This window comes from Pilosibacter fragilis (assembly GCF_032490495.1).
GTDB classification, from domain to species: domain Bacteria; phylum Bacillota; class Clostridia; order Lachnospirales; family Lachnospiraceae; genus Pilosibacter; species Pilosibacter fragilis.
In genome coordinates this window covers 20,877-45,585 of record NZ_JAVYJB010000022.1, presented here as the reverse complement: position 1 = coordinate 45,585, position 24,709 = coordinate 20,877, and the positions used below count along the sequence as shown (strand labels likewise).

The 24,709-nt window shown below is 39.4% G+C and carries 18 protein-coding genes; 12 read left to right on the top strand and 6 right to left on the bottom strand.

Annotated elements, in window-relative coordinates; genetic code table 11:
* Positions 1-86 precede the first annotated feature (86 nt).
* The 11 genes from mobC (at position 87) to ABCW45_RS15575 (ending at position 17,679) form a co-directional block, all read left to right on the top strand.
* Positions 87-251 (top strand): plasmid mobilization relaxosome protein MobC, encoded by a 165-nt coding sequence (gene mobC, locus ABCW45_RS18005; RefSeq protein WP_485020650.1) that lies wholly within the window; start codon positions 87-89, stop codon positions 249-251.
* Positions 252-268: 17 nt separating this feature from the next.
* A complete protein-coding gene (locus ABCW45_RS15620) occupies positions 269-1,654 on the top strand; it encodes a relaxase/mobilization nuclease domain-containing protein (RefSeq protein ID WP_117485066.1) in 1,386 nt (461 codons plus the stop codon).
* A gap of 195 nt (positions 1,655-1,849) precedes the next feature.
* Positions 1,850-2,239 carry a single-stranded DNA-binding protein gene (locus tag ABCW45_RS15615; protein ID WP_117485069.1) on the top strand — a complete coding sequence of 130 codons (390 nt, stop codon included), beginning with the start codon at positions 1,850-1,852 and terminating at the stop codon, positions 2,237-2,239.
* Between the two features lie 13 nt (positions 2,240-2,252).
* Complete coding sequence (locus ABCW45_RS15610) at positions 2,253-3,059, top strand: LPD16 domain-containing protein (protein WP_343221150.1); 807 nt, start codon at positions 2,253-2,255, stop codon at positions 3,057-3,059.
* A gap of 237 nt (positions 3,060-3,296) precedes the next feature.
* Positions 3,297-3,554 (top strand): helix-turn-helix domain-containing protein, encoded by a 258-nt coding sequence (locus tag ABCW45_RS15605; protein ID WP_117485073.1) that lies wholly within the window; start codon positions 3,297-3,299, stop codon positions 3,552-3,554.
* On the top strand, positions 3,541-5,544 hold the full coding sequence (locus ABCW45_RS15600; RefSeq protein WP_343221149.1) for a Druantia anti-phage system protein DruA: 2,004 nt from the start codon (positions 3,541-3,543) through the stop codon (positions 5,542-5,544). Before ABCW45_RS15605 ends, ABCW45_RS15600 begins: the two co-directional genes overlap by 14 nt.
* Positions 5,545-5,554: 10 nt before the next feature.
* Complete coding sequence (locus ABCW45_RS15595) at positions 5,555-7,099, top strand: DEAD/DEAH box helicase family protein (protein WP_117485077.1); 1,545 nt, start codon at positions 5,555-5,557, stop codon at positions 7,097-7,099.
* Entirely contained in the window at positions 7,099-8,577 is a 1,479-nt protein-coding gene (locus tag ABCW45_RS15590) for a hypothetical protein (RefSeq protein ID WP_117485079.1), read from the top strand. Before ABCW45_RS15595 ends, ABCW45_RS15590 begins: the two co-directional genes overlap by 1 nt.
* Positions 8,578-13,152, top strand: a complete 4,575-nt coding sequence (locus ABCW45_RS15585) for an FtsK/SpoIIIE domain-containing protein (protein WP_343221148.1) — start codon at positions 8,578-8,580, stop codon at positions 13,150-13,152.
* A complete protein-coding gene (locus ABCW45_RS15580) occupies positions 13,152-13,838 on the top strand; it encodes a DNA/RNA nuclease SfsA (protein ID WP_343221147.1) in 687 nt (228 codons plus the stop codon). The genes ABCW45_RS15585 and ABCW45_RS15580 overlap by 1 nt, the downstream gene beginning before the upstream one ends.
* Before the next feature lie 37 nt (positions 13,839-13,875).
* Positions 13,876-17,679: an AAA family ATPase gene (locus ABCW45_RS15575; protein WP_343221146.1), complete on the top strand. Its 3,804-nt coding sequence runs from the start codon at positions 13,876-13,878 to the stop codon at positions 17,677-17,679.
* Between the two features lie 44 nt (positions 17,680-17,723).
* Here ABCW45_RS15575 and ABCW45_RS15570 read toward each other — a convergent pair whose 3' ends face one another.
* The 6 genes from ABCW45_RS15570 to ABCW45_RS15545 all read right to left on the bottom strand — a co-directional run bounded on the left by ABCW45_RS15570 (position 17,724) and on the right by ABCW45_RS15545 (position 24,138).
* Positions 17,724-19,406, bottom strand: a complete 1,683-nt coding sequence (locus tag ABCW45_RS15570; protein WP_343221145.1) for a recombinase family protein — start codon at positions 19,404-19,406, stop codon at positions 17,724-17,726.
* 116 nt (positions 19,407-19,522) lie between these two features.
* The gene (locus ABCW45_RS15565; RefSeq protein ID WP_117465016.1) at positions 19,523-19,789 is read right to left on the bottom strand and encodes a DUF6870 family protein; all 267 of its coding nucleotides are present in this window, start codon (positions 19,787-19,789) and stop codon (positions 19,523-19,525) included.
* 433 nt (positions 19,790-20,222) lie between these two features.
* The gene (locus ABCW45_RS15560; RefSeq protein WP_117465015.1) at positions 20,223-20,633 is read right to left on the bottom strand and encodes an RNA polymerase sigma factor; all 411 of its coding nucleotides are present in this window, start codon (positions 20,631-20,633) and stop codon (positions 20,223-20,225) included.
* A gap of 430 nt (positions 20,634-21,063) precedes the next feature.
* A complete protein-coding gene (locus ABCW45_RS15555) occupies positions 21,064-21,936 on the bottom strand; it encodes a hypothetical protein (RefSeq protein WP_226818873.1) in 873 nt (290 codons plus the stop codon).
* Positions 21,937-22,067: 131 nt separating this feature from the next.
* Positions 22,068-23,480 carry a sensor histidine kinase gene (locus ABCW45_RS15550; RefSeq protein ID WP_343221143.1) on the bottom strand — a complete coding sequence of 471 codons (1,413 nt, stop codon included), beginning with the start codon at positions 23,478-23,480 and terminating at the stop codon, positions 22,068-22,070.
* The gene (locus ABCW45_RS15545) at positions 23,464-24,138 is read right to left on the bottom strand and encodes a response regulator transcription factor (RefSeq protein WP_425518619.1); all 675 of its coding nucleotides are present in this window, start codon (positions 24,136-24,138) and stop codon (positions 23,464-23,466) included. The genes ABCW45_RS15550 and ABCW45_RS15545 overlap by 17 nt, the downstream gene beginning before the upstream one ends.
* Positions 24,139-24,328: 190 nt before the next feature.
* Between ABCW45_RS15545 and ABCW45_RS15540 the strand changes: the two genes are divergently transcribed.
* On the top strand, positions 24,329-24,691 hold the full coding sequence (locus ABCW45_RS15540; protein ID WP_330366484.1) for a helix-turn-helix transcriptional regulator: 363 nt from the start codon (positions 24,329-24,331) through the stop codon (positions 24,689-24,691).
* Positions 24,692-24,709 lie beyond the last annotated feature (18 nt).

The following is a 24,709-nucleotide window of genomic DNA, read 5'->3' as shown; positions in this document are numbered from 1 at the left end:
TTATTATTTTGGAACTTCAACATAATGATGCCTCCTTTCGTTGTATTGCCTACAAATAGGATAGCACATTTTGTTGAAGTTTCTTTATATTATTTTATCTAGCACAACAGGTTAACTTAAATCAGTATGCCAGAAGAGCAAATGAGACAGGCAGTATCTACTTGTCTGACATTAAGGAACTACAAAAATCCCATGCCCGGGTAATTGAACTGCTTGGGGAAATTTTAGACAGATTAAATGCGGTTGAATAAGAATAGAGGTGAGAGGATTGGCAGCAACCAGATTAATTGCAATGCATCAGGACAAAGGAAGAACTGTTGCAAAGTGCTTGGAGGACAGAACCAAATATGCCTTAAATGACGAGAAGACGGAGAACGGAACCGTTGTATCTTCTTATGCCTGCAACAAGGAAATTGTGGACAAGGAATTCATGGAGGCTCGCAGAGAATATCTGCAGAAAACAGGAAGAGTGTATAAGGGAGATATCATTGCATATCAGATTCGCCAGTCCTTCAAGCCGGGGGAAATCACGCCGGAGGAAGCCAATCAAATCGGATATGAAACAGCAATGCGATTTACTAAAGGGGAACATGCTTTTATTGTTGCCACGCATACGGACAAAAAGCATATTCACAATCATATCGTTTACAATTCCATCAATTTGGACTGTGACAAGAAGTTTCGGGATTCTTGGTTTTGTGCATTAGGACTTAGAAGATTAAGTGATCTGATTTGCCTTGAGCATGGAATGTCTGTTATCAAGCCCTTCCAAGGAGGCAGAAGCAAGCCAAAGTTTGAGAAGACCTATCGACAGGAAGTCAGAGAAGAGATTGATAAGATATTGGAGCAAAAGCCTCAAACCTTTCAACAGTTTCTGCAGATGCTTATGGAAGATGAGTATGAGATTAAGAAGGGAAAATATATTGCTCTCAAAGCTAAAGAACGTAAAAATTTCATTCGTTTGAAATCCTTGGGAGTCGGATATTCCGAGGAAGAGCTTCGAGAAGTAATAGAGGGAACTGCGGAACACAAGAAGAGTGAACCAAAGTATGTGAAGCGAGATTTCGATATGCTAATTAATATTCAGGAGAAGCTTCGCCAAGGGAAGGGAGCCGGGTATGTAAGATGGGGGCAACGTTTTAATAATAAAGCGATTATGAAAACTCTTCTTTATCTGGACGAAAAAGGTATCCGTGGATATGATGATTTGGCAAAAAGAGCAGAGGCTACATCCGGTAGATTTTCAGAATTGTCAGATACGATTAAGTCTGCAGAAAAGAGGATGGCAGAGATTAGTACCCTTCGAACTCATATCATCAACTATTCCAAAACAAGAGATGTATATGTGGCTTACCGCAAAGCCGGGTACAGTAAGAAATTCTTTGAAGCGCATCGAGAAGAGATTACGCTTCATAAAGCAGCAAAGGAAGCATTCAAGCAGTTGGGAGGACCTATTCCCAAAGTGAAAGCTTTGAATGCGGAATATGCGGAACTTTTGGCAAAGAAGAGAAAGGCTTACAGCGAGTACAAAGCCTGTAAGCAGGAAATGAAAGATTTAGTAGAGGCGAAGAAAAACATCGACCTCTTTCAGCAGATGGAGCAGGAGATGCAACATCCGCAAAACCGAAAAGACCGTCAGCAAGGTCTTCGCTAATCAGCACGAGAATTCGGGCGTAGCCTGTCAGCGCAGATGACAGTTTAAGGGGATTGGGGGCATTGCCATCCAACCAGCAAAGAGCATTTGTCCTACAAATGCACTGCTGGCCACTTTCTTTTTACTACATAGGCATTCCAGGATATGTCGGTACAGCGCAACTTTAAAAATAACAAAAAACGGAGGATTTAGTATATGAATAAAGTGATTTTATTAGGAAGAATGACAAGGGATGCAGAGGTTAGACGTGGAGAGAGCGACAGTATCTTTGCAAGGTTTTCACTTGCGGTAGACCGCAGATTTAAAAAGGATGGAGAGGAACAGACAGCAGATTTTATCAACTGTGTGGCATTTGGCAAGACTGCAGAGTTCTTGGAGAAGTTTGGTCATAAGGGTGTGAAGTTCATTGTGGAAGGACGAATCCAAACCGGCAGCTATACCAACAAGGACGGAGTAAAGATTTACACAACAGATATTGTTGTGGAGAATATCGAGTTTGCAGAAAGCAAGAATGCAGGAGGCAGTGGCGATTCGGGTTTCGGAAATATCCCGGAGGAAATGGAAGCAGAGATGCCATTTCGTTAGGGGAGGACTCAGTATGTTGTACGAAGAACCAAGAGAAACAGAGCTTGCATTTAAGATTGCGGATAGAATTATCAGCATTCAGGAGTGTGACGGTGGATATGATTATTCCATAATGGATGAACACTATCGGGAGATAGATGGTGGAGTGTATGACGATCCGGCGGTAGATATTAACTTTGTGCTGCTTAGTATTGTGGAGGAACTGAAAGAGAATCCTGATACTAACGGAGCAAAGGGGAATATTACGAAAGAATCCAAATTGATTCCACTTAATTATGATGAGGTTGCGGAGCAGGCAGACATTGCAAATATGGCAGGACCTGCAGTTTATAGTAGCCGTGTGATAATGGAATTCAAAGCAAAGACAGAAGAATGCTTTCAGCCAATTGATGGACTTGGGGCAACCGAGATTGAAGAACTGGTGGAGGAATATGTAACTTCCAAGCTTTCTGAAAATGACTTCGATGCATCTGGACGTGGAGTAGTAATCTCCGGAAGCAGATGTAGAGGACTGGAAGGAAAGGCTTCTGATTTGGATGTGGTGGTGGAACTGTCCGGAGACGAAAGCGAAGATGATTTGTTTAATCTGTTTCATGAAGATAACTTCAAAATCGGAGGAGTGCCGGTAGATATTAATCCGATTACCAAGTACAAGAGCGGAACGCTGGAAGAGTATTTGCCCGGTGTGGAGAAGTATCTAGAAGAGAAATACCAAAAGGCATCTGTTCGAAAAAAACTGAAAGAAAAGAAATCAGAAATTCGTGAAAATGATGAAAAAGCAGATAAGGATAATAAGAAGAAAAGTGAAAATGTGAGATAAGTAGATTAGAAAATGGGCGAAGTTGTGGCTATTGGCGGCTATGGCTTCGCCCTTTTTCGCCCTTTTTCTGCTTTGCAGTCAGTTTTCCAATTCAGCTTCTGCTTTGCATTACCTAAGATTAGTACGTATAGTTGGAGAAAAACTAAAGAAAGGCAAAGATATCTTTGATTTTGCGTGCATCTATGATATAATTTACATGTGAGAGTATGTTCACCATCTTTAAAGAGGAGATTAACTATGAGATTAATAAGCTACAATAGACTTTTTAAACTAATGATAGATAAAGGGATTAAGAAGACAGAGTTGGCAAAGATGGCAGATATTAGTCAAACAACTTTAGCTAAGCTATCAAAGAATCAATATGTATCAATGGATGTATTGGTAAGAATATGTGATAGCTTGGATTGTACATTTGATGAGATTATTGAACTTGTAAAAGTTGCTGAAGACGAAACTACTGATATGAATGGAGGAGCAGTACGTGAAGAACAGTAAGATAGCAGATAGTACTGTTGCAATAGAGGAATATGTGCCGGATTTGTCTGAGAAGTATCAGACTAGATTTACAGCATTGGTTGAAAAGCTTGGAAGTGCATTACCGCATAACAGGAATTATTTGTTAGAAGAGGAATTAAAAAGTGTAGGAATTGATGGTGTTTCTGAATGTGCAGATATTGATTTGCTTAAGTATATGGCAAGTATTAGTTTACTCAAAGATTTGTCATTACAGGGCTGGCAGTTCAGAGCCGAATCGGGGAAACTGCATTTGTTTATGAATGAAGATAATTTGGATGATAAGGCACATATACGCTATAGACTTAGTGCAGAAAGAAATGCTCAATTTAAGACGGAGAGTATTAAAAAATTTATCATCAAGATGGAAACTCCACGATTGTTCAAAGGTGAGGAAGTTTCAATTAAAAACCTGATAGGAAATAAGGATATGCTGATTCAGCGCATCCGTGAAGAAGGTAAGATTTGTGACCCATACATTCAGTTAGTAACACAAAGAAAGGATGAGCATACGGGAATTGAATTATCCGATATCTGGAGATATTTCAGATATACTTGGGCTATCCCATATAAGACAATGCCAGGAAGAAATCTTTTTTACTTGGTTAGAGATCGTGCCCAGAAATATCATCCGATTATAGGTATATTTGCATTGGGTAACTCGGTTTTAAATCTTTCAGTAAGAGATGAAGATATAGGATGGACTGTCGAGGCAATAAAAAGAAATATGCAGCAAAAGGTGGATATTTCTTTTTGCGAACAAGAGGTGTCAGGAACAGATGGTGGAAAGATAAAGGCGAAGATAGTAAAGTCATTGGAAACAGATGAGGAATATGCTCTTCGTATCCAAAAGTATTCAAATAAAATAATGCCGCTACTAATCCAAAACATTGATGACGCAATAGATGATATATACACAAAGGATTTGGGGTATCATAGGAATACAAAATACCCGAAGGCGGAGTACATAGAAACTCTTATTAGCCAAGCAATTGAGTTAGAGGCCTTGTCAATTAACAATAAGAATAATGAAAAAAATCCAAATTGGATTGAGGAAACACAGAAACCATTATTCAAGAAAAAGAGAGCTACTGAATTGGCAAAGCTACTAAAGGCGAAAAAGATATTTGTAGAGGCTCCATATGAGGATAATACAGAGAAACTCCAATTTCTATTATCAAAGGAGGAGGGACGACAGGCAATAAATACTGCTTTGATAGCAAACAGAAAATGTAAGATTGGTTCTAATATGATGGATATAATTGTTTGTGGTTCTATTCCGCCGTACAATGAATTGTTGGGAGGCAAATTGGTTAGTATCTTAGCGTGCAGTCCAACGGTTATAAGGGATTATACGCATAGGTATGCGCAACAGGTAAGTGAAATAGCATCCCGAATGAAGGGAAAGCGTGTGGTAAGAGATAGTAGGTTGGTATATTTAGGAACTACAAGCCTTTATGCAATAGGGAGTAGTCAATATAATCGGATAAAGGTCCCTCTACAAAATGGTTCGAAGCTTGAGTATGCAAAAATGGGAATAACGGAAGGATTTGGAACAGTGTATTTTTCAAATGATACCTCTTCCCTGTTTTCTCGAATATTAGAAATTATTGATGGTGGTAAGAAAATAAATCACGTATTTGGCGAAGGTACGAGCCCGAGATTTCGAATGATTAGTAGAGGGTTGAAGGCTATTGGTATTAGAGCGGATGCTTTTTTGAAGCACTATTCACCAAGAATTGTTTATTCGATAAATCTTGCAAATAATACAAATGATTTTCTCTTAGGAATAGACCAAGATGTAGAGTACGGCTTTAATATTGAGGATGATCAGGATGTTCAAGCGCATACACAATACCTAATTGATTATTGGTATAAAAGATGGCTTGAAATGAGAATAACATCTGTAGATATTGAGAAGAGACTCGAAGCATTCGATATTATGGAAGTTTTGTTAAGCACTAAATGCTAGGAGGGCAGTTATGGGCAATTTGGATTTTATAAAAAAATTATATAATGGTAAGAATTGCTATTCTGATCATATGAGCGACGAGGAACTCGAACTTATTCATATACATTCAAAAGTAGAGGATATGATACTAGAGTTGTTGGAGTCGGGGAAAATTGTGTTTTTAACCGGAAACCCGGGAGATGGAAAAACATTCTTAATAAAGAGACAGCTTGAAAAAATCAAAGCATTAAACACATATATTGAAACAGATTTGAACAGAGTTGCAAATTATGAAGAGGTTGCTAATAAGCTTGTTGAATGCTATGAGAAAGAGACACCAGCAATTGTTGCGGTTAACGAATATCAGTTTTATCAGTTGTGTAAGATTATGAAGAGGATTAACAATAATATATACACTGAAACGATGAACGTTAAAAAGGATTGCATTATTTATGATATTCCTAATGTTTCAATTAAGAGGATTGTAATTGTTGATCTAAATGAAAGAAGCTTACTAGATAAGGATAGAGCATTAACAGAGGAGGTTATAGACAAAATTTGTAGCCTCTTGAAGGCAGAAGATATTCAGAATGCACAGCTTAAAAAAAATCTAGCTGCAATAGAGAAAAAGGAAATCAGAAGCCAGTTGATTAAGATAATAGAACTGGCAACTACAAGCTGTGAGCATTATGCAGTCAGGGATATCTTAGGGGCAGTTTCATTTATTTTAACAGCGTGTACCTTAGAAGAATATGAAGGTATGCCATATTATGACGCTGTTTTTGAAAGTACAAATCCTTTATTGGAAACAGTAAAACAGTTTGACCCAATTTATTTGTCTCATTCTGTGATGGACGAAGCATTGTGGAATGGTGAAATAAAGGGAAAATGGCTTCTTGATTCACCAACAGAATGGCCTAGTGCTGAAAAATACGAAGAGAATGTCGAAGGAGCTGTTGAATGCTTTAAATCAATTAAAAGGAAGTATTATTTTGAGAACGAAGACGGTGTTAATTTATCTGTGCTACAACCGGATGAAATCAAAAGATGTACGGAAATATTTACTTCATTTGAAACACAGAAAAAACAAATCAAGGAACGTATTATTAGAGGCTTAAATAAGCTTTTTTTGCTGTCCAGTGATGATAAGAAGCTATTGAGAATTTGGACAACACATAGATATGATTTAAGTGTCGATGCAGGAGTGGCAATCTCTAGTAGATATATAGATGCAAGTGAATTGGAGATTAAGATGCCAAAGCCTAATGATTGGATGGAGGGAATGGAATATGTCCCAAATCATGTATTGCTGAAGCCACGTGAACAAGAGAATCCAGTCTTGATATTAGATGTGGATTTTTTAAGAACACTTGATGCGGTTGAAGCAGGATATCCGATAGGTCTCTTAGCACCTCAGTATGAGCAGACCGCAGCTAGGTTTTTGCGACAATTGGACGATTATAACCTGACGGAAGATAACGATGACGGAGAAATTATTATAGCAAACAGAAAGAAGAGCTACAAAAAATCTATTTATGTGATTGATAATAAGTACAGTTTTGAGGAGGAAGACTAATGGCAAAGAACGATAAGATAAACAGCCTAGGCGATGAAGTTTGCAGGGACTTTTTAGGATTTACCCCGACCTCAAATTCAACAAAGCCTCCTCATATTGCAAATGGCTTGTTCAGAGAATGTACCGGAGAGATTTGTGATTTTAGAGATGTGCATGAATGGATAGTAAGTGAAAGACGAAAGGATGCAATTAGTTCAGAGGAAATTGTAAAGAAATATGATGAAATTCTTTTAAAGGGAACGAATGAGAATACTTCGAACATTAAGCAAGTTAGATTTTTATTTGAAGAGATCTTTAATCCGGATCATACGGTATATCCGAATTATGACCATTCGGTCGTAAATATTAGCTCTCATTGGTTGGTTAAGAAGAGTGTTCCATCTGAGGCGAGAATAGGAAGATATATTTTTGAAATTCTGTCGAAAAAAATTGATGGAAAAATGTCGCCAATACTTGAACTGTTAAAAAAATCATTGGAGATTGATGATGATGACCTTACAAGGATTTTAAAGCCGATTATAGTATTTCCTTCTGATAAAGAGAAAAGAACACTTAATGGTGTAAATTACCCGGAAGACAGCGAAGTTAAATGGGATAGTTGTAAGGATACTATCAGAAAAGGTTTTGATAACCTTGCGAACACAATGGTAAAGGTAGGAGACGATAGGAATTCCTTGCTTGTATTAGAAAGAATAACAAATTTCTCATGCTTTTCAGCTTTTTTATATTTGGTTAATGCGCATTCAGCAGTTTATGGAGGCAAAAGAATCCCAATACTTATTGATTCGGGTGAAAATATGGAATCAATAAAAAAAGCAAGCGAGCAGTGCTTTGCCTATGCAAAAACAGCGGTGGAGGATTATTTTATTGAATCTATAAATAGTATTTTGCACACGGAGATTGCACATAATAGCAAAGAAGCATGCTTGGAATGGATTAAAAGGATGAACTTTTCGTCGCAAACAAGGGAAGAGGAAATAACCAGTGCAATAAACAGTTACTTTGAAAGCTTTTGTGAGGATGAGGATGAGCCAATACATGCACTTGCTCATGCCATACAGATTATTTTATATACTTTTGACTATAAAAACAATTCACCTTCTGAGTTTTGTAGAGTACTTGGAACAAGATGTGGATTGGCCGGACCAAGAGGCAATGCGGCAAAGAAACGGTATTTGGTCAATAGCTTTACCCTCGAAACTATTACATATAGTCTGTTGTCAGATGATGATATTGAAGATGGGCTGGAGTTGCGTGAATTGAGCAAAAAAGCTTTAGATGCATATTGTATATTATTAGGTGCTGATGTTGATAATGAGTACCGAGTATTAGAAGAGGTTAATATAGCGCAATCGACTCCGGGAGATTTACGGGGTGATTTAGCAATAAATGCACAGAAATTAGCTGATCTCTATATAGCACTGGGCTTGGCACATAGGTATGCAGATGGTGTAACACTTATAGGAAGGAGACAGTAAATGGCAGCTAAATTATTAACACAGGTTGTAACAAGAATTGTAAATAATAAGGAAAAGGCTGGAGCCTATGGTGTTTCAATATTAAATTTGCCTCATTTTGAATATGCAGAATTTGTGCAGAACTTAAAGGGTGATAAAGGAAAACAAGTCTTTTTTCTGGGATTTACTTATGAGGATGAAAACTCCTTAAAGGGTATACTGCCAATAATTGAAAATGTATCCTATTCTTTTAGTATAGAGGATGCTGAAGAATCAAGAAACAGTGGTAACGAAGATATCTTTAGAGTTTTAGTGATTAAGAGAGCAGAAATTGAAAAGCTTTCCTCCTTAAGGTGGTTTCATGAGGTGACAGTAGATATGGTGTATAACCAAAGCTGTCAATATGTGTTGGACGAGCTTAAAGAAACAAATTCTGTAATTAATTCACTGATACATGCTTTAAAAAGAAAATCTATAAGAGATGTTTTGGGCTTTGAGAGAGTTCTGGAATATTTGCAGGAGTTAATGTATGCCCCATTAGAGGATTTACCAAATAGGATTAAGGATTCATATTATAAGCTAGGACTGCTTAGGGATAATTCTCTTGATGCTGGAAACCCTTCAACAGAAGATATTGTATCAAGGATGAAAAAGAACCATAGAATTGTTGAAAGAATCGGTAACCTTGAGCAGGCAGAAAGGCAGAGTATAACAAACTATTATGCCAATGGAGAAGGAAACAAGTCTGTTCCGAGATTGATTTTGCAGTATTATGCTAAAAAAGATTTGCAGTTATTGAATCAAATGGAGCTTAGCGAGGTTGAAGAATGTTTAAAGGCCGCAAAAAAGAAGCCGGGCAATCCACCGAAGCCAAAGAACAAAACCAATACCGTTAATCCAACATCTATGGCATCACAAATGATTTTTGAGGGAAACGCACAGCAGATTCATGATGTTTTAGAGCAACTCGAACAAAAGGTTGATAATAGAAGCAATAATGGAAAGCGTGAGAGGGTTGATATAGAAGTAGATGGCACAAAAGTGCAGATTAAAGCGGAGCCCGTTACAGAGCGTATCGCAACAGAACTGACGGATGAAACAGATTACGGTGGTATTATTTATGCCGATGTTCAGTCTCCTGATGAAGCAATAGCAGATATTGATAAATATGAGTATTTGCCATTTACAGAAAATCTTTTGGATAGAGTTTGGGAAAGTCTTCGAAAAATTGGGGATTTAGTGGCAGAGGGAGAAAGCATTTCTCAAGCTTTAAGGAATTATCTCGATGCACGTAAGAAAATTAATAAGTATCGAATGAGACTTCAGGATGCACCTATGTTTCCTGCTCTTGCAGATAAAGAAGCATTTACAGAGTATTTGGTTGCATATGAGAAGCTTCTGATTTCAATAAATAGCGACTTTTCAAAGATTTGGCAAATAGCACCTTCAAATGCAAAGGAAATTGTAAACACCATTATTTCTATGGACAACATATTTGTAGAAGGTGAAAATAATTTTCATGCTATGCCAACCCCGTTAAATCCGTTATTTCTTTGGAAGTATATTAAATTGGCTGACGAAATATTGGATAGCAAAGGAGTAGAAAGTACAGAGGAAGGCAGCCTTTCGGATGATGATAAAAACTTTATTATTAGAAAAGCAGATGATATTCCAGACCCGTTATCTGTTATGTTGCTTCCTGCAACGGTTCATAGAAGCGGAGGAGAATTTTTGCCTTTGACGGGAAGAATTGGGAATATACCTATTTATTCGACTAATAAACAAATCGACCAAAGTGAAAGTGGAATAGATGCATTAAAACAGAGTATCACACGTTATCTGTGCTTATATCCGCATGCAGGTATGATGCTTAAAATTAGCATTATTGATCCACCGTCAGTTGAGCTTATGGTGTCGATGTTGAAAAAGCTTAATAATGATAGGGAATTTAATATATCCGGAATAGATGTTTCTATTTATAGAACAAAGGAAGCTACAAATGACTGGATTGAAATTAACGATGATTCTATCAATGACGGAATGCTTGGACAGGTAAAAGGAAAAAGAAGTTTAAACTTCCGACTGAAAATTGGTAGTAAAAAGCAGGTATATTCTAGAATCCTTGCGGATATGAAGGATGACCAGCATATTATGATTATCTTTGATCCGAATGAAGTAAGAACCGAAATTGTTAAGAATGATAAGCTGCTACACATTCATCCTCTCTGTATACCTAAGGTTTATAAATACAACCCTGTTGATGAGGTGGTTGAGATTAGGCCAGCTAATGAAGGTGACGTATTTTCCACCTATGGAAGTATTGTAGAAAAGTTAAATGAGCATCCGTCAAGCTTTAGCCATACAAGTAGTATTTTTAATACACCAATTAAAAGGGATACCTATGACTTAATGCTAAGTAAAGCAGATTGGTTAATTATTTTGGACCAAAACCTGAAGAGTTGGGATATTTCGCTACGTGCAGCAAGTGAGAAATTATTTTATAGAGAAGATGATTATCGTTCTATAGGCATTTATTCTAAGAACTGCAAAAAGTTTATTAAAGGCTATAGAGATGCAGTATGCAAATTGGGTAATTTTGTGCCACAGGAAAAAGGTATTGCAAATATCATTAGTGCTATTCGTGCAATAAACGATGATGGCTTATTAAGCATAGTATCCCATGGCTCCAATAGGATTTTTGATTCTAATCATGGCAAGGGAAGTTTGGGACTTGCCATTGCGGCAATACATTATCTTAGAAAAAATCCAGAGGCTATTTTAGTTGGTTTAGATACTCAATTAGCGCAGGAATGGTTGTCTGGAAGAGATGATAATCAATTACCGGATTTAATAGGAATTCGTTTAGAGGAAATGGCAGTTGATATTGTAGAGGTTAAAACCTATAGGGATAATGATAATGCGTTTATTATTGATGGTGATACAATATCAGGTCATGCAGTAGCACAATCGACTGTTTTGGAAGGATTGGTAAAAGAGATATTTGGTCCGACAGAACGTATAACCACTGTTTCGAGAAGAGAAATTCTTAGAGAACAGGTATACGAAACATTGTTTCAAACGGAAATGGATTCTTATAAAAAGCATGAGAGAGCGAATCAGCTAAATTCATTGTTTGCAGGTGAGTATAAGATTGAAGTATCTAAGCAGATATGCTTTGTAGACTTTGAAAATGGTGATAGTAGCGAAAAGACATATAAAGGCAAGGATGAGTATGCTGGAAACGATTACTTGCTGAATATAGTAGGAAGTCGGGAGATTCAGGCAATTATTTCTGCAGTTGAATATGTTTTGGAGGTGTCGAATAGTGCTGGTGATTCTGAAATGAGAGCTGTAGGGGCGTCAGAGCATACGGAACAATCTTCGTCCGGTAAGCAAGACACAAGTACAGTTGAGATAGAAGGTGCAAACTCTGCAGAGGCTGAAGCTCACTTAGATGAAGCGATAACGACAGTAAACGAGAGCGAAAATGAACAAGAGAAAATTGCAGAGAGAGAACGAATTGTTGAAAAATGCAATAGACTCAATAAGGTGTTTAAGGATTATGGAATTTCTGCATTGCCGGTAGATCCAGAGCTGACACAAGAAGCTTCTCGTTTTACGAGATTTACAGTGGAGCTCAAGTCCGGAGAGACTGTTAGAGCACTTGAAAAATCGAAAGCCGATATCGGTATTCAGCTCGAAGCGAACGGAGAAATATTAGTTAATCACATAAGAGGTACAAAATACATTTCTGTTGATGTACCGTTTGTAGGGGCGGGTAAACCTATTAAGCTAGTAGACCATTTGAAGATGTTAGATGGAGATAAGCAAAAGCTTAATATTGTAGCAGGACAAACACCTGATGGTAAGTTTGAAATGCTTGACATTTCTAAGGCGCCACATCTCTTGGTAGCCGGAACTACAGGCTCAGGAAAAACAATCTTCTTATACTCGATAATTGTAAGCTTGCTGCAACAATTCAATAAGGATGAAGTAGAATTTTTAATTGTAGATCCTAAGCAAACAGATTTTGTATTCTTTGAGGATTTGCCTAATTTATATGGTGGAAAAGTAATTACAGATGCTGAGGAAGCATTGGAGATGCTAAATCGAATAAATGAGCAAGATAAAGAGGATAGAATGCAAAAAATTCGCGCTTGCAGAAGTCGTGACATTAATTCATACAACGAAAAAAATCCAAATAATAGGATGAAACGTTTGGTGGTTGTTATCGATGAGTATGCTGATTTGATTCAGACGGCAGAGATGCAAGGAAATAGGAAGGAATTTGAACGCTCATTATCTATGCTGGCACAGAAGGTTCGCTCACTGGGCATTCATTTGATTATTGCAACACAAAGGCCTAGTGCCAATATTGTAACTGGCGTATTAAAAGCGAATATTCCATATAGAATTTCATTCAGATTGCCCTCTCATACAGATTCGCAGACGATCCTTGATATGCCTGGAGCAGAAAATCTACTTGGAATGGGAGATATGTTAGTTGTAACGGAGAGTGACGTGAAGAGAATGCAAGGTTTGTTTATCACAGAACAGGAACTAACAGAATACGTTGAAGGATATGTGAATGAGTAATGAGTCAGGATTTTATTGTTGGTACATTTGTAAGAGAAGAAAAAAACAGATTTCTCTGTACGGTAAATGTTGAAGGAATTGACGAAGAGTGTTATATACCGTCTTCTTGCAGGCTTGGGAATTTTCTTGAGCTTGCAGGAAAAAGGGTACTTTTACGCGAGAATAAGAAAGGTAATTCTAGGACTAGATACGCTGTTTATGCAATTAACTTTAAGCAGAATTATATGGTTCTTAGAACAGCAGAGGCGAATGATATTATTAGAAGAAGTATATCGTCTAGAAGATTTGCTTATCTAGGTAATAGAAAAATCGTAGAAAAAGAAAGTATTGTTGATGGATATAAAGCGGATTTGTTTTTGCCGGAAACAGCTACTGTAATTGAGATTAAAAGTATTATTTCAACAAGAAATGAGGCAGTATTTCCCACGGTATTTTCAGAGAGAGCACTTGAACAATTTTGTAAATTAAAAGAATTGTTAACTAAAGGGTATAAGGTTGTATACATATATGTTTCGTTGAATCCATATGTAAAGCAAGTAAAACTATCAACGGATAAACATCTTCTGGAATATAAAAAGATGTTTTGTGAATGTATGGAGTTAGGGATGTGTTGTAAAGCATATGCAGCAGAAATGAAGAATGGGGAAACACTTATTAAAAAGGAAATAGAAATTGTGATTGATTAAAATCGCTTTTTCAATTAATAACAGAAAGAGGAAGGGCATGAATATAATAATAGGAAAATCGGATATTGCAGCATTGGGATGCGAAGGATGTAAGAAGAAATTTGTTTGTAATATTGCAAATAATGATCCTGCTAACAGAGCGTACATAGAAGGTAAATTGGGAGTGAATTTACCCGAGAAGGATCCGCCAGCCATTATTGATAATTCCGGTGGAGAAGGAGAAAAAGGGATTTTGCTTTTATTGTTGTCTCAAGGCAAAACCATTGTGACAATGGATAGTGATTCCGTATTTGCAGGAAGATATGTCGATGGAACAATGTCTGCACCATATGTACTGTTTGATAATCATAATATGATGAATTTAAGAACAGAACCGTCTGAACGAATTGGAAAGGCACAGTATTTAACAGATGATATATCGAAATGCGACAGTATAAGAAGTATTGCTCGGAGAGGAGTAAACTATTTATACCAAGTTAGCATATCACCAGATTTTATGGATATAGTTCCATGCCTAGTTCCATCTGCAGGAATCGTCTATGCAGCAAATACTATTTCCGTATCAAAACGCAATCTGATTAGACCAGATTTAATAGAAATTATTCCACCTACATTAGGCAAGCCTATTTTAACAAGCCAGTTGACACGTGGAGAGAGTGACGAAAGAAAATATATATTAAAGGTATGTGATATTAAGACCTCAGAATTTACTAATAGTTTTTTCTTTGAATTGGCGTACTATATGCTTCTGTTAAGAGGGTGGATAGATAGAAATGGCCTCAATGATGAGTTTGATGTTTCATATGAAGCAACTATTTTTCCATATGATGTTGTTAATGAAACAATTAGACAAGAAGATGGATGGAATATGGAATTTTCCCTTGTTAAGGATAGGGTGTTTCATATGCTTAATGTGGTAATACCCAACATTATTACGAAAATTGAAAGTGGAGATACTTCATTGATTAAGTATGTAAAGCGTTCTTCGAGGTGTCAAGTGTGTGATTATTATGGAGGACAATTCGAAGGAGAATTGTTCGACAAGTACAAAGCAAGAGGCACAAGTGGTAGAACGGATTATGAGATTTTTTTATCTAATCCAGCACATAATTACTGTAAGTATTGTCTTGCTTCCAATAATGACATAAATATCTTACCTGGCATAAAAACAAGTAATATAGAGTATTTGCAGGATAAGGGAATTTATGATTTGACGGCATTAGAAACACAACTTAGAGTTGGAACGGCTATTAATGATAATGCTGAACTAATGTCCAATTCGGAAGGTTTATTGGCTGAAATTGATGTTCACGGAACAGGAACAGTTCAACCTAAGGTTCGAGCGACAAATACAATCTCACAAGCAAGAGCACAGTTACAGTTATATACTATTATTAGGCAGGATTCTCAAAGAAGAACATTGAGTTATGGTATTTCGTATTCTATAAATGTATATGATGTAGATACTACAACTGTGCGCCCGGGAATGCATGTTGATGCATCTGGAAAATTATCTGAAAACAACATTGCTACACCATATTTAGTAGAAATAGATAAACCAGATTTTAATTATAAGCTGCCGGCATTTATTGATTATGTTATCAAAATAAAAGAGATTCTTGAAAACTATCGTGACATAGAATATACATCATATGGGCAAAAGAAAAAAGTATCATTTGGGATTTTCTATTGGGGAAAAAAGACATATGATGCTTTTCGCGATAATTTGCAGGAACTATTAGAGTATCTTGCAAATACAGGTGGTTTGGCAGGTTTGTATCCAAGCCTTTCAGCAACTACGATTAGAAGAAAAGAAAACTTGCTGATGGATGCTGTTAATAAATTTGCCGACCTCTTTTCGGAAGAAGAAGTAACCTATTACGAAAGGATACTAAAATGCCCACTATTTGATTTGAAAAGTATATATTCAGAACTTGCTGCGGTAGACACAAATTTTAGCTATAACCTTATAGATGTGTATAACGCGGTGTTTGGTACATCAGAGTTTAACTATCACTATAGACCTGATTCGGATAATTATTCTGCATATACATTTGATTCATGGTTTGGAATAGATAGAACAACAGAGCCATTGAGAAAGAATAGTGTACAGAATGAATTAACTAATAGAGATAAGCAGCACTTTTTCTATTTGAGTAAATTGTATTCGTATTTATATGAAATGAGTAGTCCACTTAGTAGTATTTTGAAAAAAGGAGAGTTGCCTACACTTGGTATGGTCGTGAATAATCCGGGAATTACAGACTGGCAATTCTTGTATTTATATTTATTTCAAAAGACTAATGCGGCATACGATCAAGTAGAGGTTGATGAAAATCATTCTTCAACAGATATGAAAAAGCAATACGGTGGAGACAGTATTCTTTTGGAACGGGAATTGACAGCAACAGAAATAGCAGCATTAGGAATTAGCGTAAGCATTGGAGAGCGAGTTTATCTAACGAAAGGAACTGCAGAAAATGCAAATTTAGACGAATCCTCATTTGGATTAACAATATATCCTGCTAGTAATTTTGGAGACACATATAAGAAGATTACTAATAATCCAGCATATTCATCTTGCCTTTATGTGGATGTAGATCTTCCACCATGGAAAAATTTTCATATTTATACAGAAGTTTTAAAATGTGACATCACTTATTTTGATGCAACTACAAATGCGATAAGGGTGAGATTTGATCAGGATGTTATTGAGGTTATGTCGGAACTTGAAAGCAGATATGGATATGACTTTTCCAATAATGTATATATAGAGAAAACATTTATGGATTTCTGGAGTAAACGCTTAAAGGATACAATTCTTGATTTACAGAAACCAACTAGAAATCTAAAAAAACAAATGATAATGTCACCTACTATGCAAAGGGTAAATAGTATTGTACAGGCAGATGTTGATAGGTTAATTATTCCGAATATACTATCAGGTGAACCACTTTTATTAGATGATTCGCAGAAAAATGCAATTGTTACAATGTACAACGATAATTTGTCATTGCTTTGGGGGCCACCTGGGACAGGGAAAAGCCATACACTAGGGCATTTATTATTGTTAGAGTTAATTAGTAGAGATTCATGCAATATATTGTTGATGGGGAATTATACGCCTACAGATAATTTGGTAAATAGCTTGCTGAAAATCATCGACAAATATGGAATTGATAATTCAATTCGTCAAAAACTTGATATTGTTAGGTTTCACTCTAATTCGAAAGAAATGGAAGACATCATCAATGTAACAGGGGTTTCAGAAAGAAAATGGAAATTGGATGATGGTAACTTGCATTTAATTAGACCATTTACTATTTTTACAAGTACACCCGATCAATTAGCAAGGCTAGCAGAAACTTTTCCTAAAATGAGAAATAGTCTTAGAGAGATTGATTCATTTGATATTATTATTGTAGATGAAGCATCGCAAATGGATGTAGGACATTTCTTACCTTGCCTTCTTCGGGCTCGGGCAACGACAAACGGACATTCCAAGATAGTTATAGCAGGCGACGACAAGCAATTGCAACCTATTAGGAAGGAAGAAATAAAGGGGACGAATGCAGTTTGGTTTGGTTCTATTTATAATTATTTTAAAGCTTATGAAGTAAGCCCGAGAGTAAAACTAATAGCGCCAGTTGCATTAGATGTTAGCAGAAGGTCAAATCATTGTATTATTGATTTTATCAGGCAAGCATTTGAATATAGGCCAACTTTCATATCGGCAAATCCAATTTCAAAGATTGAATATACTACGCCGTCATATCCTTCAAGTTATATTGAGTCGGTTTTGAATCCAGATGTGGGAATTGCCTTATTAGAGTATGATTAGCGCCTATTAGGAAAACACACTGTCAAAGGGGTTCGTAGCGGGGGTTAGCCCGCTACTGTGGTATCTTCCGTAGTGTTGATTTCAATGTACTCGGCAATCTTGCGGAGCTCGTCAGCAAATTTGAATTTCACGCTGATATTGCCGTTTTCATAGACCTTGATATAGTCCACAAGTTCAACCAAGATTTCACGGTTGAGGGCTTCAATGTTCTGATACTTCATAAAGGCTACCAGTGCAGGATGCTCGTTGTCCACACCGTTTGCCAGTTCTGCGCGTTCAGCGTTCAGCCGGGTAAGCACCGCGGAAATATCAGAAGTCTGCCGTTCGTAGTCAGCCTTCATATCCCGGTATTCCTGCTGGGTGATTTCACCGTCTTTCCAGTCCTGATAAAGAGATTGCTTGTAGCGTGTTATCTTTGTCAGTTCCCGCTCTTTTGCAGCTATCAGATCGTCCAGTCGGTAAGACTGGCTTTTTTTGATTGGAGCGGAATTGATCTGCGTGACGATTTCCGAGTAGGAAACAGCCAAATGTACCTGATGCTGTACAGCGAACAAAACAGCGGCCTCCAGCCGTTCATGCTTGATTGAGTGCATGGTGCAGGCTGTCCGGGAACGGTTCTTGTAGGTTGAGCAAGAATAATATACATTGTTGTTCTTGCCAACGCATCGGGTAATGGCCCGCCCGCAATCGGCACATTTCAGAAAGCCGCTGAATAAATGTACCTCACGGCCTTTCGGGGAAGTACGGGTATCACGCTGTAAGAGAGCCTGTACCTTGTCGAAAGTTTCATAGTCGATAATGGCCTCATGCGTTCCAGCCACTTCCACCCATTCCTCGCGTGGAACAGCTTCAATCTGGTGTACCTTGTAGCTTTTCACCCGGCTTCGGCCTTGGGCTAAATCCCCGGTGTAGGTCGGATTGGTAAGAATGGAGTGGATCATGCGGACTCCCCACATAGGATCGTCATACCCTCTTGTCGAAACAGGCAAGCCCTTTTGTACCTTGTAAGCCGAGGGGCTCGGTACGCCGTGTTCGTTCAGGTACAGCGCGATAGCACGTTTTGATGACCCTTGAATAAGCATTGTGAAAATGAGTTTGACATTTTCAGCAGCATCGGGATCAACAATCAGCCTGTGCTTGTCCTTTGGGTGCTTTACATAGCCGTAAGGAGCAAATGCTCCGATATACTGGCCGTTGCGCCGTTTGTAATCAAATACCTGCCGGATCTTTTTGGAAGTCTGATAGCAGTAATTATCGTTCATCACGTTTGTAATGGGAACGATGATATTTGAAACGCTGTCGGGGTTCTTGTAGCTGTCCACATTTTCAGCAAGACTGATAAAACGGACGCCCATCTGCACAAACAGGTTATCAATCAAACTTCCCGCATCGCTGTAATTCCGGGCAAAACGGGAAAGGTCTTTTACCACAACACAGTTGATTTTCCCGCTCATTACATCGGCCAGGAGCCGCTGGAAATTCTCCCGGTTGGCATCCGTTCCAGTGTGCCCATCGTCTACATATTCGGAAACACTTTCAAATTCTCCGATATGTTTCTGGTAAAAGTCATTGAGCAGATCACGCTGGTTGATGACGCTGTTGCTATCGTCCTTTCCCTTTTTCAAATCCTCCTTGGAAAGCCGGATATATTCGCCCAGCCGCCAGCGGCGGACGGTATAAGAGGGAGAGAAACTCTGTTGCAATCCTCTGTTTTTTGTTCGTGCCATTGTTCCTCCTTCCCTATCACATTACATCTATATTATACCTCTGCCCGGGCGGGACAACAAGGATGCCTCCGCCTTGGGACAATTTGTCTCGAAGTAGAAACGGGCCATAACCGAAGTTACAGCCCACTTTTTTGCCGGAGCAGGAAGTCCGTCAGCGTGTCCTGCAAGGATGGCCCGCTTTCCGCAAATTCAATTTTCACACCGATCCCGCCGATGCAAAAGCAGTATGGATTTTCTACCGCCTGTAAAAATAGGGCGATCCGCTCCTCCCGGGGGAGAGAGGTGTCAAAGATCATACCGCTCACATCCGGCAGGGACTCGGGAGCCACTGCGCCGATGTCAACGCTTTTCATTTGTTCCAGTTCCTTTGCCGTTAATCTCACGGTAAAACCTCCTTATCAAAAATAGGATACGCCTCCCGCATATCATGGGGAAACGCAAGAGGGCAGCACCCAAACGATGCTGCCCTCTTGCCTCACTCCATGTAAGTATAAAATAGAGAACGCCGCTCCCATTTTCTTGCCCTGTCCAAAGACAACCATGCTCAAAGCGGCGTTCCCTCGCAGATAAGGGGACAGCCCGGAGGGACAAGCGGCCAGCCTGTCCTATGCCGGATCGTGGCCGTGGGGCGGCCCGGCCCAGTTGCGGCGTTGGTGTTGTTCGCTCGTTCTTCCGAAGAAAAAGTCACAGCGCACCCGCCACCCGGCTCCCCGGACTATGCCCGGGGCCGCCGCTGTTTATCTGCGAAAAGAAGAATATCTTCTTTCATAAACCGAGACATTTTTTCATCATTTCCAAGTGGGGAAAATGAAAAAATCAAAAAGTTTTTTTCATACGCTCAAGGCCACGCTTGATCGACTGGCGAACAGACTCCTCATGTACGCCCTCGGCCTCGGCAATTTCCTTGATGCTCTTTCCAAGAATGATGTGGGCATCAATCCTGCGGCCCTGGATCTCCGGCAAAGAGTTGAGTGCGTTCCACAGACGGATGAACAGCTCCATGCGCTCCAGAAGCTCCTGGGGCGTTGGCTCATGCAGGCAGGCGGAATATTCGATCCCGTCATCGCAGTCCAGAGAATACTGCGCCTTATGCCGGGAGAGCCGCCGCTGGTAGGCCATTTCGTGCCGGGCATCGGACACAAACACTTCGGCTACCTCGTCAGAAACCTCAATAAACTGATCCTGTGTGTACCAATAATAAAAATCCTTCAGATTGATTGTAGTCATAAATAAACCTCCGTTTCGGTGTTGGGTGGATGAGTGACCGAAACGGGGCTCGGTGGGGAGCGGCATCCCGGGGAGCCGCCCCGCACCTCGGGACAATTTGTCTCGAAGTACAAAAAAGCGCCCGCACAGCAAGACGCTATGCAGACGCATGAAATTACATTATCATAATTGTACTGATATATTGTACCTTCATAGTCAGACTGTCCCGGAGGGGGAGCTACGCTTTTTTTAGCTGGTGAAGGTCATGGGAATTGTGAGAAAGTAAGATGGACACGGCGACACCCTCCTATGGGCCGCCGTGGGGTTACTGAATATCCAAAGAGAAACGGCGGCTCTGAAAATTGAGCCGCCGTTTCAAATAGGCGTATTGATAGGCTGCTGTACGACGGCTTTTTTTCTTTTGCCGTCGTGCGGCAGTTAAATGCTTTGTTTAGTTATGGCTTGCATTACCTATGGATTGGTTTCCAGATATTCCGGCCTGTGTATGCTCGTCAAACTCCTCTTGACTGTATTTCTCGATGCCAGTTAATGTTCCGTGATGTTCGCTGTTCAAGTGGCCGTAATCACGAACGGTATAAATGTCTATTGTACCAACACCACTTCCAAGCGTTCTCATTTCGCCTCGGAATTTTCCGCTGGTGAGACTTTCACCATTAGAAGTGAGAACATCCCGGAAATAGCGGACTTCCTCACCATTGAAATACCACTGATCTTTTTCGGCATCATAGGTTACTCCAAATGCCTCATACTCTGCAACGAGCTTTGCAGTTTCGCTATCTTCAAGCGGCGTTCCTGCCATAGCAACGGATGTGCTGTTTTTCAACGCCTCAATATCCCGTGCGTCAAATTCCTGCTGGGTAAACTCTTTTAAGCCAATCAGCTTACCCGCCGGATCAACGGAGCCGTCAGCCGCTTTTGAAAAGCTCTCTAAATCCCGTACAGCATACACATCCACTGTGCCGTTTTCATTTAGAAAATCAATACCGGCGGTTTCATTGTTACCGATGGGATAATAGTCCTCAAACCATCGAACCAAATTCCCGTTATAGGTAAGTTCATCTTTGACCGCATCATAGGTCATCCCATATTGTTCATAAGGTGCAAACATTTTTTCTTTGTCTGCGGCGGAAAGTGCCGAGCTATCCTCGCTGTTTCCAAGCGCCTCAGAGCTGCCAAGAGGTTGACTGATTTCTTCCTTGATAACGGGATTACCTTGTTCCTGGCTGTTCTGTGGTGTCGTGCTGCATCCAGCCAAACAGCCTAATAAGAGCATAGACGCAGCGCATAATGCCATTCTTCTCATAGTGTTTACCAATCCTTTCTTTGAATGTACCCCAAGTATAGCAAAGCATTTTGGGATACCTTTGGGATTAGTTTGTGATTTATGTGTAGTTAAAAAAAGCGGCAGGTTGTTCACCTGCCGTTGATTGTCCGCTAAATCGTGAAGAAGAATTTAACACCGTTTTCTGTGTTGCAAGCCTCACAATAGCTGTTATGTTGTTGTAAAATTCTTTGAACCATATAAAGCCCTAAGCCGCTACCGCCTGTTCTTCTACTGCGGGATTGCTCCATACGATAAAAAGCGTCAAACAATTTGGGAATATCATCTTCTGGTATATGTGTACCTGTGTTCTCTACGGAGAACAAAAAGCGTCCGTTGGTATTTTGCAAAATAATATCAACGCTTGCTCCATGCGGCGAATACTTTACAGCATTTGAAATCAAATTGGAGAACACCTTTTCAATCAGCAATTTGTTCCCGTTTATAAAAGCGGGAGACTGTATAGCAAGATGTATTTGCAGTTCTTTTGTTGCCACTAAATCATCAATCTCCCTCAAATAGCCATGTATCATGGGAGCACAATCAAAATGCTCCATTTTGAAATCAACATTGGTTTCCAGCCTTGAAATCGTTAATATTTCCTGCACCATCGTTTCAAGCGTAGCCGCAACTTCCAAGGATCGGGCAAGATACTTTTCGTGGTCTTTATATGCCCCTATACCCAATAGCATCCCCTCTAATTGACCCTTGATAATGGTGATAGGGGTTTTCAGTTCATGGGAAGCAGAAGAAAAGAAATCCTGTTGTGCCCGTTCCAGCACCTTTTGATGTTCAATATCCTTTTGGAGCTGGAGATTTGCACTTTGCAACTCCTCCAAGGTAGCAGACAGTTTCCGGGACAGCGTATTCAAGCTATTCTCCAGTACACCCAGCTCGTCAGAACGGCGTTCCTCAAGTTGCCATTCCAGCTTCATATCAGACATTTCTTTAGAAATCCGACTGATTTTTAATACCGGGTTTGTAATGATACGAGAATACACCCAAGCAGTTGCCAACGATACAAGGAGAATAACGCAAAACAAAATCGGTAATACGCTTACAAATGATTGCCGCAGTTCTGCGATTTGAGAGGCTTCTCCGTAAACTGTTAAAATATATTGGCTATTATCATCTGCAAATGAGAAGTAATAGCTGTTGGATATAATCGGCGCACTTTCATAAGATGCTCCGCCAAGAGCCTCCCCGGTGATCCCATCGTTAAAGCTATTTTGGTTAGACGGTGTTTCCACCAGAACACCATCAGCAGTATAAAGCTCCACCATGCTAATTGTTGTGTTTTGAAGAAACTGATCAAAAAGTCCGCCGCTATCCTGCATACGGATATGTTCTAATTCATAAATAAAGTCGCTGGTCTGTTCATCTAATGCCGCATTGAGATTGTTAGAATAGGTTTGAGGCATATACCAAGCCAAAACGCCATAGACAAGAAAGCTCACGCAGAGCAAAACTGCCACAGTCAGAATAAAGACTTTAGCAAACAGACTGCCTTTAATTCTCTTTATCAACTTTATATCCCACCCCTCTGATTGTTTGAATGAAATCTATTCCCAATTTTTTTCGTAGATTTTTGATATGGGTATCAACAACACGCTCGTCCCCATAAAAATCATATCGCCACAGCTTATCCAACAAGTTCTGCCGGGTCAATATCCGGCCCTGATGGGTCAGCAGTTCCCGCAGTATTTCAAATTCCTTTTGTGTCAGTTCAAAATTAGCTCCGTCCACTGTGGCGGTGTAGCCGTCACAGTTCAAACGCAAATTGCCATAAGTAATGATTTGATACTTTTCATCTGTTCCCCGGTTACTGCGCCGAAGTACAGCCGCAATTTTGCGGAGCAGGACAGGCATAGAAAACGGTTTTGTAATGTAGTCATCCACCTGCAAATCCAATCCTTTAATCTGATCTTCTTCTCCGCTTAATGCGGTTAGCATGATGATAGGAACATCAGATTGTTTGCGTATCAATTCACAGACACCGTAACCGTCAATTTTGGGGAGCATAATGTCCAACACAATCAAGTCATATCGTTCTCCCGCAAATAAAGATAGTGCCTCGACACCATCATTTGCAACAGCTACTTCATATCCTGCTTCTTGTAAAAAATTCTGTAAAAGTTCTTGAATATCAAAATCGTCCTCAACGACTAAAATCCTTTGCATAATAACACCTCCAAAGATAGCGTATCATAGATTTTTGTGATTAAAGTGTAGTTTTCAAATTTTCTTTCTGTTATTATACCTTGTCCGTGTAACATCGGCAACCTTGCCGACGGGCAATAAAATACTACTAAAACATAAAATTGTGTTTCGTTCTCATAGTCAAACCCGAAATGTAAAATAATATAGGGGTGATATGAGAATGTACCAAGACACCAGACGGCTTGACTTCCACGCATTAGGCCGGGAGATCAAGCGCAAGAGAGAGGCGAAAGGCTGGACACAGGAATACCTTGCACAGCTCGTAGACCGTACCCCTCGTTCCATCATGTATTTTGAGAACCGGGGCCAGCATCCAAGCCTGAACACCTTTTACCAAATCGTCACCCTGTTGGATATTTCCGTAGACCAGTTCTTTTATCCTGACAGGCAGAACGGCGAAAGCGACTGCCGCCAGCATATTGACAGGCTGCTCAATACAATGGACGAAAAGGAATTGACGGTCATGGAGGCCACAGCAGAGGGACTACAAAAAGCCAGAGAAACGGAGGTCAAGTAAAAAGGGCCTTCGTTTTTC